The following is a 10,375-nucleotide window of genomic DNA, read 5'->3' as shown; positions in this document are numbered from 1 at the left end:
CGTCTGGCCTGGGAAAACGTTGCGGGGACGAAGTCGACGTCGGTCTCGGCGGCCGCGGTCGGCAGCTCGCGCCGGGGGCCCGCACCCTGCCACGATGGGGAACCGGCGCCCTGGGGCCCCGCGGGCGGCTGGGAGACCTGCCGGAGGGCCGGGACAACCTCTTCTCGTTTCTGGCGTCTGGCCTGGGAAAACGTTGCGGGGACGAAGTCGACGTCGGTCTCGGCGGCCGCGGTCGGCAGCTCGCGCCGGGGGCCCGCACCCTGCCACGATCAGGGCTCGCACCGGGCCCGCCGGCCCGCCCCAGCACCCCAACTCCCATAGGAGGTTCCACCGTGTCCACTCCCCCGCCCGTCCCCGCGCCCGTCCCCGCGCCTGCCGCCGCGCCGCCGGCCGCCGTCGCCCCGAGCACGCCGGCCGCCCGCGGGCGCCTGGGCGCGGCCGAGGCCGCCATCGTCATCACCGCCATCACCGCGGTGACGGTCCTCGCCGTCCTCGAACGCCCCGTCCCCGCCCTCCTGACCGCCCTCACCGCCGGCACCCTCCTCGTGCTGCTGCCTGGCCGCGCCGGCGGACGGCTGCTCGCCGTCCTCCACGCGCTGACCGGCCCCCGCCCGTGAACCGCACACCCGAGCGCACCACCCGCGCCCGCCCCGGCGCCGAGCCGGCCGAACTGGCCACCCTCCGCGGCTGGCTGCGCGCCGCGAAGGGGAACCTGCTCCTTGCCACCCTCGCCCGGCGTGCGCAAGGCGACGGCCGGCCGGGGTACAAGATCTCCGAGTGCACCCTGCGCCAGGCCCTCGACGGCCGGCTCCCCACCCTGCGTACCACCCTGGCCTTCGCCCGCGGTGCCCGCGCCGACCAGAAGACCGCCGAGCGGCTCTGGAGGGCCGCCGACCGCGCCGTCAACCCGCCGCCGCGCCGGCCCGCCCCGCACGTCCCCGGCGCCTTCACCACCCCGGCCGGACTCGTCCGCGCCATGAACCGTGTGCGCGCCACCGCTCCCCACACCAGCCTGCGGGCCCTCGCCGACCGGGCCGGGCCCGGGCTCTCCCGCAGCACCCTCCACCGCCTCCTGGCCGGTGCGCAGATGCCCACCGCCGGGCAGCTCGCCACGTTCGCCGCCGCCTGCAACGCCGGCGACGAGGCCACCGCCGCGCTCCTGGCCGGCCACGATCGGATACTCAGCGGCCCACCCCGGCCGTTCCCCTACGGGTGCGCGGAGGCCGAGTGGGCCGCCGAGCGGCGGCACCGCGACGAAGCCGCCCGGCCCTGGCTCACCGAGCCCGAACTCGGCTGGGAGGACCAGCAGCGGCTCGACGAGGAAGAAGCCGAGTTCCGGCGCCGCCTCGCGGACGCCGAAGCCGCCGAGCTCGAGGCCGACCTGCTCCCGGCCCCCGCGGGGCGCAGCCCGGCCGACAGCGGTCTGCGCGCCGAACTCGCGGCGATCGCAGCACGGACCCGACCCGTCTACGACACGTGGATCGGCCGGCTCCCGGCACCGGACAGACCCGGCTCGGACGGCTCGCGGCGATGACGGCGCCGAGCGCCAGCCACTGCCAGGGCAGGCCCGCTTCCGCAGAGGCAGCTTCAGCCGGGGCGCAGCGGTCTGCCCGGCGCTGGGGGCCGGGGTGGGCGTGTTCGTGGGGGCCGGGGCCAGGGGGTCGACGTCAGGGGCCCCCGGGTTGCCCGCCTTCTCCAGCAGGACCATGCGCGGGCGGATCGCCCCGTAGCCGATCCAGTCGTTGCGCTTGGCGCCGTCCGTGGGGCCACCGGCCGTCTCGATCAGGACGCGCACGATTCGCGGTCCAATCGGGGTGAGCCGACCAGACGAGAGCGGCGGAGGCGGAAGCCAGGGCAGTGGCGTACGAGGTGCCGCCGTCAGCGATGCACCAGGCCACCAGCCGCGCCGGGAGGTCGGTGACCTCGGCGGGCAGGGGAACACTCGTCGCCTCGACGCCGGCGGTGTGGCCGTCCCACGTCCTGCAGGCAGGTGTCCGCGTCCGTCAGCACCGCTTCACCGAAGGGCGTCTCGCCGGTCGACTCCCGGTCGAGCGGGTGCTCCGGCCCGGTCCAGTCGCACGAGCACACTGCACGTGGCACCGCCGCCTTCGGCACGTGCCGCCACACGGTACGAGGCCACAGCCCCCAGGTCGCGAAGCTGGCTACGAAGCAGGCCGCCGTGACCCCGCTCGCGGAACTCCTCGCCACCCGGATCCGCTTGCAGAGCGAGTTCGCCGAGACCGAAGTGCCGTACGGGGAGGCATACGCCGTGAAGGCGGCAGCGGGCTGGTCTCCCGCTGAGCTGACTGAGGTCGGTGCCACCGAGCCGACGCCCGCGACCGCGCACCCGGCGGCCCAAGGACAGGGGCAGGCCGCCGCTGCCGCTGCGGGCGACTCGGGCACGGTCCGGGCTGGCTACACCCACTCCACCTATCTGGTCATGCTGCACGCAGGCCCGGTGCCGGCCGGCGGGCCCGCGGACGAGGTGGACCTCGACGCGATACGCATCCCACTCGCCCGGCGATGGCGGGGCCTTCTTCCGGATGTCGACGACGAGGTCATACGCCACCTGGTCGACCGGCGCGAGGCTCGCCGCCGCGGGGCCGACGTCGTTCGCTTCCTCGGTGCCCGCACGGAGGAGGGCGAGGTCGTCTCATGGGCCGATCTCTATCTGGACCCGGCAACTGGCACAGCCCAGATCGAGGACCTGATCACCTCGGAGGCTCACCTCAGGCGCGGTTACGCCGATGCCGTCCTGACCACCGCCTTGCGCCTGGCCGCCGACAAGGACTGCGAGACCCGGTTCCTGACCGCCGATGCGACGGGCTGGCCACGACACTGGTACGAGCGCCGCGGCTTCTCCGTCATCGGCCAATCCCACTGCTTCGAACGGGGCTGATTGCGAGACACCGGGTGCCGGTGACAGGACGCCTGTGATCCTCAACAAACCATGGCGCCATCGTTTATTGAGGATCACGAAACCGGCCCGCACGGACCCCGAAACCTTCTCCGAGCCCGCTTCCGACGCTCCCGTACCCGCCCAGGCGGGTGGGCGCCGGCTGATGCCGGTCGAGCAGGGCGCCGACTTCCGCCAGCCGCCCGGCGAGACCGAGCCCGCACCCGCCCCGGCCCGACGTCCGCCCGCCCCCGGCGGCCTCACCTTCTCAGACCCGGGCCGCCCTATCTGAGCGCTACCACCACGGGTTGCGCCACGTCCAGGACCAGCTCACCACCTGGCCCCACCGCCCGGTGTGCCAGCGCCTCCACCTGGACAGTGGTCGTACCGGCCCGGCTCCCGCCTCGGATACCGTGTTCCTCTACGGGGTGCCATAACGGATGTGACGCCCCCCACCGGAGGTAGTCAGCGTATGAGTTCAAAGCGCAGCAAGAATCCAGCCCTGCCCGTACTTGACGACGCATACCGACTCGAGTCGGTCAAGGGCGCCGAAGAGTCCACCCGTGACTTGGCCGCGCGGCTGGCCACCACCGAGCTGCGCCGCGTTTCCCACCCGGGCCGGGTCACCTGGGAGCCCACCGATCAGGCCGAGCCCGTACCGGTCCCGCCGACTGTGGTCGACGGTGACGGGGACCTGTGGCTGCGGGACCGGGGCACTGGCACCTGGACCATGCCCGAGTTCAACCCGAAGGAGTTCCCGGCCCGCTGTGGCGAGGTTCTGACGTGGAACCAGCTTGCCCGCGAGTTCGGCCCGCTGACCGCACTGGCCGACGACCGCCGCATCGGCGGCGGCCGGCGCTGACCGCGCAATCTTCTGGGATGACCGCGCCCCTGAAAGCGCCCGTTACGGGTAGCTGGGAGTTCCAGCTCAGCGCCGAGCTCGACGATGGCGGCGAGCAGGTGGGCGTGGTGGTGGCGTGCGACGGCCTCGAGCAGCGTGGTGCGGGCCTGGTGCCCCCCGATGTCCTCGGTGCGGCCGGCGTCGGTGGACCAGCTGGGTAGCGGTCGGCCTTCAGTTGCCGTGGTGAGCCCGCGGCCCAGCTCGCCGATCGACTGCTGCCAGTCGGCCGACTGCCCGAGCAGGCCGCGCACCAGCTCGTCGGCGGCGGCCGCTGAGCCGGCGCCGAATGCCCGCGCCGCGACCTCGTATCCGGACTCAAGCTCCGCCTGAAGGAAGCCCTGCTCGGCAGGTCCCGGGGTCACGACATCGCACAGGGCCTAGTTCGGCGCCGGTGCCTTGCCGGACACCTCGATGCCTGCCTGGCGGAAGTCGTCCAGTGTGGAGGCAATGGTGTCGGGGGCGACACCGACCGTGTAGTCCAGGCGTACCCGGGTTCCGAATCCAGCCGCGGCAGCGTCCAGGGCGGTGGCACGTACGCAGTGGTCGGTTGCGATGCCCACGACGTCGACGTCCCGCACCCCGCGTGCGCGCAGCCAGTCCGCGAGGGAGGTGCCGTCGGCGTCCGCGCCTTCGAAGCCGCTCTTGGACGCGCTGTGGGCGCCCTTGAAGAAGACGGCGTGGACCTTGCCGCCGGCGGCGGCGAAGTTCGGGTGGAATTCACCGCCTTCGTCGCCGGCGACGCAGTGAACGGGGAAGCTGTCCTTGAAGTCTGGGTTTGAGGAGAAGTGGCTGCCCGGGTCGATGTGGTGGTCGCGGGTGGCCACGACGTACTGGTAGCCGCCGTCCGCACTCCGCTCCACCAGCTCGGCGATCGCGGTGGCGATCTGCGCGCCTCCTGCTACGGGAACACTGCCTCCTTCGCAGAAGTCCTTCTGCACATCTACGACGATCAAGCCTCGGCTCATCACGAACACCCCTCAGGACGACGGAACGACCCCCGTCTTCTACCGGCCTCCTGACCGCCGCCCGAGACATGGCGGGCTGGGCTCACCCACACAGCCGCGGATATTCACCGCAGGAACGATTCGCACTGTCGAAGCGGTCAGAGGACCGGTGCGGTGCGCGGTCGGGGTCAGGTCTGCCGCCGGGTGCTGGTAGCGGTAGCCACGCCTGCGAAGAACCCCTCGGCTGCCTCTACCTCCCGAAGCGGACGGGGCGCGACGCGCCGATACGGCGGCCCGGGATCAGATCGTGCCCCGGTAGCCGCTCGGCGGTTGCGACCATGTCGGAGAACCGTTTTTGGAGCAGGGAGCCGCGCGTCTCGCGGAGCGGCCGGCCCCTCGGGCCGGCGGGAGTGACCCGTAGGGTCGGTTCGAGCGGACACGAACAGACGTCTGAATTCACACCGGTCCCTCTGGGCGACAGGTTTGCCTGCTATGCGGGGTCCAGTGGTCCGAGCAGCCACACACCGGTGGATGTCGGCTCCTCGTTGAAGTAGAACTCACGGATCGCCTGGAGCATGTCGTCCCGGCTGATCAGCCCGTCGGCGTCACGGTCGAGGCGGCCGAAGTCCTCGCGAGCGTCCGCTTCAGGCAGCCCCATCAGGGCGCCGGATGTGATCCGAACCGCTGAGGGTGCGGTGTTCAGCGGGTCGTCTCCTGCTGCACGCTGTCCGCCCGGCGGAAGGCGGGCCCGGTGTTGGTGATCTCGAACGGGCGGCGGACCGCGAACTGCGCAGGGCCGGCGAGGACCAGGACGGTTCCGGCCGCGGTATGGGGGGGGCGGGCAGGGCACCGGCCGCCCCGCGCGACCGGGGGCGGACCGTATCGGCGGCGGCTCCCCCGAGCCCGACCACGCGTGAGCAGGTGCGCCCTTCTGCCCGCCTGCACGGATAAAAAACACATAAGATCGAATGCATGGTCGGGGCGGGGCCGGGCACACGGTGCCTCGGAGGTTGATAACTATGGTTCCCCTGCTTCTCGTTCTACTGCTGGCACTGATCCTCTTCGGCGCGGGTTTCGCGGTGGAGATTCTCTGGTGGGTCGCCATCGCCGTACTGGTGATCTGGCTGATCGGCTTCATCGCCCGCCCCAAGGGCAGCAGCGGCCGCTGGTACCGCTGGTAGCCCTACGGCAACACCGCACCCGGACGCTGCATGCCGGTGGCCTGGACCCCCGATCGGGGGTCCAGGCCACCGGCATGTCCCCGTACCCGAACCCGCCCCTTGCCGGGTGAAGCCCCACAACGGGGGTACCCGGACGACAGCCGGGACGGCCCCCGTGACACAGCAGGGGGACCTGCTCACCTCCAACGATCGACGGCCGCCCCGGCCCCGCCCTCCCGGCCCGGACGCGCCGGCAGACGGGCGCCCGGCCCTCCCCCGCCGCTGCCGCAAGGCCACGGACCAAGCCCGGCCACGCGCCAGGCACTTCCGCGGGATGTGGAGACGCTCGCGGGGTACGTCGAGCGGGAGATGGCCGCCCGCGCGCTCCGCGGTCGAGGTAGGGCCCCACGGCGCCGGGCGCCGTACGGGAATCCGGCACGGAATCAGAAAGCCCGCCGGCAATTCGAGCACCTGATTGGACAATTGGGGGACGTCATGGGATCGGGCACGGCCGGATTTTGCCAGGACGCGGCAGTGGTCGCCCTCAGTCAGCGGTTGTTGGGGCTCAGCAGCGTGGCGGCCGCGGCGATGAAGGCGACGGCTGCTTCTTTGGCCGCATGCCGCCCGGCATCCAGCTCGGTCCGGTCGATGGCCTTGCGTAGCGCGTACGTGGCATCTGCGGCCTGCTGAGCGGGGCCGGCCAACTCGGGGACCAGGACCTGAACGCGGATGAGGGGCGCGGTGATGGCCGTCCGGGTGTCGTGGGACCTCGTCTGGGCCTCCAGCTGGTGCTCGGTGCCTGTCTCGGTCAGGGCCAGACGTTCCCGATGGAACATCGCCGAGCGGTGCGCGTCCAGGGCGGCCGCGAAGTCGGTGACGGCGCCGAGCTGGTCCTGGCGGTGGCTGTCGGCGCGCTCCTCGGCGCGTGCGGTCCGTGCCGAACGGTGCTGGAGGAGTCCGGCTGTCAGGGCACCGGCGAGGGTGCCGAGTACGGCAACGATCGAAGGCCATATGGACATCAGGTGTTGGGTCCTCTCGGGTAGTCGGTTTCGGCGGTGAGGTCGACGGACAGCAAGCTACGCGGCGGCGCCTTGGTGGCGGGGATACGCCTGCGGCGCTTCGGACCTACCCGGTGGTCAGTTTGCGGCTGGGCACTGGCCGGCGAAGTCCGCCTCACCGAGCAGGGACCACCGGCCTGGTCCTGTCCGACGGGAGCCTGGGGATGTCAGTGCTGCGGTCCATACTCGTGCCGCGGCGCCGCCCGGGCACCGCAGTACGAGGAGAGCGACATGGCTCAGGTGCTGGTCTTCCACCATGGACACGGGCTGACCGCCGGCGTTCGCAGTTTCGCCGAGCAGTTGCGACGGGCCGGACACACCGTCCACGCTCCAGATCTGTACGAAGGGCAGGTATTCGACAGCCTCGAGGAGGGCGCCGCCTATGCCGAGAGCGTCGGCTTCGACACGATCATCGCGCGCGGAGCCGTCGCCGCCGAGGGGATGCCTGGGGAGCTCATCTATGTTGGCTTCTCGCTTGGCGTCCTGCCGGCGCAGAAGCTGGCCCAGACTCGCCCCAGAGCAAAGGGCGCACTGTTGCTCGAGGCGTGCGTCCCGGTCTCGGAGTTCGGCGCCGCCTGGCCCCAAGGCGTCCCGGTTCAGATCCACGGCATGGACGCAGATCCGTTCTTCGCCGGGGAGGGCGATGCGGACGCCGCCCGCTCGATCGTCGAGACGGTGACGGATGCCGAGCTGTTCCTCTACCCCGGCGGCAGGCACCTGTTCACCGACAGCAGCCTGCCGTCCTACGAGGAACAGGCCGCGATGCAGGTCAACCATCGGGTGCTCGGCTTCCTCGACCGCATTGAGTAGGAGTCAACGGCCTGATCCTGTCGGCGGTAAGGCGGCCGTTCGCACAAGTCGACGCGGGTGTACGCGGTGATCGCATAGTCAGTTGATCCAACCCCGGGGCGACAAGGTAGAAAGGAGGTCATGCACCGACCGGCCGTGTCTTGGGTCGGACATCGCGATCCCTGGGGGGAACCACATCATGCGCACCCGCGCGCTCGGTAGAGCGCTCACGCCCCTGTTCGCCGCCTCCGTCCTGACCGCCCTGGTCCCGGCGGCCACGGCGTCGGCCGCCGACCCCACCGAATGCGTCCGCTACACGAGCGGCAACTCCGAGCACCTGGCCGTCGGCGAGCGCCTCGACTCGGGCGCGCGCCTCGTCCCCACGCCGGGCAGGCCCGAGCTCGTCATGCAGGCCGACGGCAACCTCGTCATCTACGCGGTCGGCAACATCGGCAGGCCCGACCTGCCGCTGTGGTACAGCGGCACGTATGGCAACTGGGGCGCGTACGCCCTCATGCAGGAGGACGGCAACTTCGTCGTCTACAAGAAGGACGGCGGCCCCGGCAAGGGCGGCGCCCTCTGGGCCAGCGGCACCTACGGCACCCGGACCGACAGGACCCCCCGAGCCTCGTTCGTCGACTGGGGCGAGCTCGCGGTGACCGGCCGCACCGAAGCCAATCCGTCCTGGCGCACCGCGACGATCAACCAGAACGCCAAGATCTGCTCGGACGCGGCACCGGACCGTATCATCCCGTTCTGGTACCAAGGCAGTTGGGCCGAGTCCGCTTCCGTGTGGCTCGTGCTCCAGCAGGACAACAACCTCGTCATGTACCGCAAGCGGGACGGCCAGGCGATTTGGAACAGCGGTACCTACGGCGCCTCGGGCGCCCACAACGGCTCCGTTTACCTGAAGATGGAGCGGACGGGCGATCTGAACGTGCGCGAGTTCGGTCCGAACTTCACCGTCCGCTGGCACAGCGGCACGGCCGGCAGCGACGACGCCTACGCCCTCCTCCAGGACGACGGCAACTTCGTCGTCTACAAGAAGGACGGCGGCCCCGGCAAGGGCGGCGCTCTCTGGGCCTCTGGTACGTACAACAAGATCTGACCGGCCAGCCAACCCACCACGGGGGAACCACCCATGTACAACCGCTTGCTCCGCAGTGCGTTCATATCCCTGCTCGCCGCCTCGGCCCTGACCGGCGTGGTTCCGGCCGTGGCGCACGCCGCGCCCGCCACCCGGGACGGGATGGCCGAGTGCGACGGGCCCTACGAGCAGCTCGAGACGGTCCTGAAGATCGGCCAGCGGCTCGCTCCGGGCGAGAAGCTGACCAGCCCGACCAAGTCGACCGAGCTGGTCATGCAGTGGGACGGCAACCTCGTGCTGTACGCCTTGGGCAACCCGGGGGGGCCGAGGCTCCCGCTGTGGAACAGCGGCACCTACGGCAACTGGGCCGCGTACGCCCTCATGCAGGAGGACGGCAACTTTGTCATCTACAAGCAGGACGGCAGCCCCCAGACGGGTGGTGGCATCTGGCACACCGACACCTACGGCGACCACACCGACACGAAGCCCAGGGCGATGCTGGAATGGAGCGGCAACTTCAAGGTCATCGGCCGGAAGGAGCAAGAGTTCCTCGGGCTGCACTGGTCGGCCATGAGGCGCGAGAGGACCACGAAGGTCTGCGCGAACGACGCGGTGTCCCAGTACCGCTATCGGTTCGACGGCGACTGGGCCCAGAGCGCCTCCGTCTGGATGCTCCTCCAGGACGACGGCAACCTGGTCATCTACCGCAAGAGCGATGGCAAGGCGATCTGGAACAGCGGGACGTACAGCACGGGTTACCACACGACGGAACTGAGCATCGCCGCCGACGGCAACCTGACCCTGCGCGACTGGTTCTCGCCGTACACGGTGGCCTGGAGCGCGGGCACCGGCAACAACCCCGGCGCCTACGCGCTGTTGCAGGACGACGGCAACTTCGTCGTCTACAAGGCGGACGGCGGCCCCGGCAAGGGCGGCGCTCTCTGGGCCTCTGGTACGTACAACAAGATCTGACGGCTGCGTGAAGGTCCTGTGCTGCGGACGCTTCCCCAGCACAGGACACCACCCCCGCCGGCGGAGCTCTTGCGGCCCCCTGCAGCGAAGTGCCCTCGGTTCATCCCTGGATAGTCGACGGCATCGCGGGCGAACGCCGCGAAGAAACCGGCCGCCCCCAACGTGCTTCTGCCAAGCGGACTCGGGGGGGAGGGGCTGTCAGTGCCCGACGCGGGCCAAACCTGGCGCCGGGCTGTTGGCCTGGGTCATGCCCCCGCATCCTCCGTCACGGGCAGGCACTCGGCGAGCAGATCGACGACATCGCGCCAGGCGCGCTGCGCGTGCTGTGGGTGGTGGCCGACGCCGGGGACGGTGGGGTGGTCGACCGGCGGGTGGTGGAAGGCATGCAGGGCGCCGCCGTAGACCGTGAGGCGCCAGTCGACGCCCGCGGCCTGCATCTCGGCGGTGAACGCGTTCCGCCTCGCGGGCGGCATGATCGGGTCTTCCGACCCGACCCCGGCCCACACCGGGCAGCGGATGCGCGCCGCCTCGCCCGGTCGGCCCGTGGTGGTTGCGTTGACCGTCCCGA

At 71.2% G+C, this 10,375-nt stretch carries 14 protein-coding genes; 9 read left to right on the top strand and 5 right to left on the bottom strand.

All coding sequences use genetic code 11. The features are described 5' to 3' along the window. Positions 1 to 332 precede the first annotated feature (332 nt). Together ACFWU6_RS30865 and ACFWU6_RS30860 are read left to right on the top strand one after the other, a co-directional pair. On the top strand, positions 333 to 617 hold the full coding sequence (locus ACFWU6_RS30865; protein WP_383984433.1) for a hypothetical protein: 285 nt from the start codon (positions 333 to 335) through the stop codon (positions 615 to 617). Next, complete coding sequence (locus ACFWU6_RS30860) at positions 614 to 1,534, top strand: hypothetical protein (RefSeq protein ID WP_383812626.1); 921 nt, start codon at positions 614 to 616, stop codon at positions 1,532 to 1,534. Before ACFWU6_RS30865 ends, ACFWU6_RS30860 begins: the two co-directional genes overlap by 4 nt. Positions 1,535 to 1,667: 133 nt before the next feature. On the opposite strand, the gene ACFWU6_RS30855 is transcribed toward ACFWU6_RS30860, so the two are convergent. Further along, entirely contained in the window at positions 1,668 to 1,898 is a 231-nt protein-coding gene (locus ACFWU6_RS30855; protein ID WP_383984430.1) for a S8 family serine peptidase, read from the bottom strand. Positions 1,899 to 2,179: 281 nt separating this feature from the next. On the opposite strand from ACFWU6_RS30855, the gene ACFWU6_RS30850 reads away from it, so the two are divergent. From ACFWU6_RS30850 to ACFWU6_RS30840, 3 genes are all read left to right on the top strand, one after another. Then, positions 2,180 to 2,899 carry a GNAT family N-acetyltransferase gene (locus ACFWU6_RS30850; RefSeq protein WP_383984427.1) on the top strand — a complete coding sequence of 240 codons (720 nt, stop codon included), beginning with the start codon at positions 2,180 to 2,182 and terminating at the stop codon, positions 2,897 to 2,899. 469 nt (positions 2,900 to 3,368) lie between these two features. Beyond that, on the top strand, positions 3,369 to 3,758 hold the full coding sequence (locus tag ACFWU6_RS30845; protein WP_383812622.1) for a hypothetical protein: 390 nt from the start codon (positions 3,369 to 3,371) through the stop codon (positions 3,756 to 3,758). 17 nt (positions 3,759 to 3,775) lie between these two features. Further along, positions 3,776 to 3,958 (top strand): hypothetical protein, encoded by a 183-nt coding sequence (locus ACFWU6_RS30840; RefSeq protein WP_383984424.1) that lies wholly within the window; start codon positions 3,776 to 3,778, stop codon positions 3,956 to 3,958. Positions 3,959 to 4,174: 216 nt separating this feature from the next. Here ACFWU6_RS30840 and ACFWU6_RS30835 read toward each other — a convergent pair whose 3' ends face one another. Both ACFWU6_RS30835 and ACFWU6_RS30830 read right to left on the bottom strand, forming a co-directional pair. Further along, entirely contained in the window at positions 4,175 to 4,762 is a 588-nt protein-coding gene (locus tag ACFWU6_RS30835; protein WP_383984421.1) for an isochorismatase family protein, read from the bottom strand. Between the two features lie 469 nt (positions 4,763 to 5,231). Next, positions 5,232 to 5,399, bottom strand: coding sequence for a hypothetical protein (locus ACFWU6_RS30830; protein WP_383984419.1), 168 nt, complete (start codon positions 5,397 to 5,399; stop codon positions 5,232 to 5,234). A 361-nt stretch (positions 5,400 to 5,760) separates the two neighbouring features. Here ACFWU6_RS30830 and ACFWU6_RS30825 point away from each other — a divergent pair, with 361 nt between their 5' ends. Further along, positions 5,761 to 5,922, top strand: coding sequence for a hydrophobic protein (locus ACFWU6_RS30825; RefSeq protein ID WP_383813248.1), 162 nt, complete (start codon positions 5,761 to 5,763; stop codon positions 5,920 to 5,922). A gap of 527 nt (positions 5,923 to 6,449) precedes the next feature. Here ACFWU6_RS30825 and ACFWU6_RS30820 read toward each other — a convergent pair. Next, positions 6,450 to 6,920 carry a hypothetical protein gene (locus ACFWU6_RS30820; RefSeq protein WP_383984417.1) on the bottom strand — a complete coding sequence of 157 codons (471 nt, stop codon included), beginning with the start codon at positions 6,918 to 6,920 and terminating at the stop codon, positions 6,450 to 6,452. Between the two features lie 270 nt (positions 6,921 to 7,190). On the opposite strand from ACFWU6_RS30820, the gene ACFWU6_RS30815 reads away from it, so the two are divergent. The 3 genes from ACFWU6_RS30815 (at position 7,191) to ACFWU6_RS30805 (ending at position 9,807) form a co-directional block, all read left to right on the top strand. Beyond that, complete coding sequence (locus ACFWU6_RS30815; RefSeq protein ID WP_383984414.1) at positions 7,191 to 7,769, top strand: dienelactone hydrolase family protein; 579 nt, start codon at positions 7,191 to 7,193, stop codon at positions 7,767 to 7,769. A 178-nt stretch (positions 7,770 to 7,947) separates the two neighbouring features. After that, entirely contained in the window at positions 7,948 to 8,856 is a 909-nt protein-coding gene (locus tag ACFWU6_RS30810; RefSeq protein WP_383984411.1) for a hypothetical protein, read from the top strand. A gap of 33 nt (positions 8,857 to 8,889) precedes the next feature. Next, on the top strand, positions 8,890 to 9,807 hold the full coding sequence (locus tag ACFWU6_RS30805) for a hypothetical protein (protein ID WP_383984408.1): 918 nt from the start codon (positions 8,890 to 8,892) through the stop codon (positions 9,805 to 9,807). A 245-nt stretch (positions 9,808 to 10,052) separates the two neighbouring features. On the opposite strand, the gene ACFWU6_RS30800 is transcribed toward ACFWU6_RS30805, so the two are convergent. Continuing rightward, the coding region (locus tag ACFWU6_RS30800; RefSeq protein WP_383984405.1) for a dienelactone hydrolase family protein at positions 10,053 to 10,375 on the bottom strand (323 nt) is incomplete at its 5' end.

Origin of the sequence: Streptomyces sp. NPDC058674, from assembly GCF_042716505.1 — a bacterium.
Classification (GTDB): domain Bacteria; phylum Actinomycetota; class Actinomycetes; order Streptomycetales; family Streptomycetaceae; genus Streptomyces.
This window is presented reverse-complemented; position numbering and strand designations above follow the sequence as displayed.

Bases quoted from the DNA above. Each gene is read 5' to 3' on its own strand.
- ACFWU6_RS30845 (WP_383812622.1), top strand. From the start codon at position 3,369: ATGAGTTCAAAGCGCAGCAAGAATCCAGCCCTGCCCGTACTTGACGAC.
- ACFWU6_RS30840 (WP_383984424.1), top strand. From the start codon at position 3,776: ATGACCGCGCCCCTGAAAGCGCCCGTTACGGGTAGCTGGGAGTTCCAG.
- ACFWU6_RS30835 (WP_383984421.1), bottom strand. From the start codon at position 4,762: ATGAGCCGAGGCTTGATCGTCGTAGATGTGCAGAAGGACTTCTGCGAA.
- ACFWU6_RS30830 (WP_383984419.1), bottom strand. From the start codon at position 5,399: ATGGGGCTGCCTGAAGCGGACGCTCGCGAGGACTTCGGCCGCCTCGAC.
- ACFWU6_RS30825 (WP_383813248.1), top strand. From the start codon at position 5,761: ATGGTTCCCCTGCTTCTCGTTCTACTGCTGGCACTGATCCTCTTCGGC.
- ACFWU6_RS30820 (WP_383984417.1), bottom strand. From the start codon at position 6,920: ATGTCCATATGGCCTTCGATCGTTGCCGTACTCGGCACCCTCGCCGGT.
- ACFWU6_RS30815 (WP_383984414.1), top strand. From the start codon at position 7,191: ATGGCTCAGGTGCTGGTCTTCCACCATGGACACGGGCTGACCGCCGGC.
- ACFWU6_RS30810 (WP_383984411.1), top strand. From the start codon at position 7,948: ATGCGCACCCGCGCGCTCGGTAGAGCGCTCACGCCCCTGTTCGCCGCC.
- ACFWU6_RS30805 (WP_383984408.1), top strand. From the start codon at position 8,890: ATGTACAACCGCTTGCTCCGCAGTGCGTTCATATCCCTGCTCGCCGCC.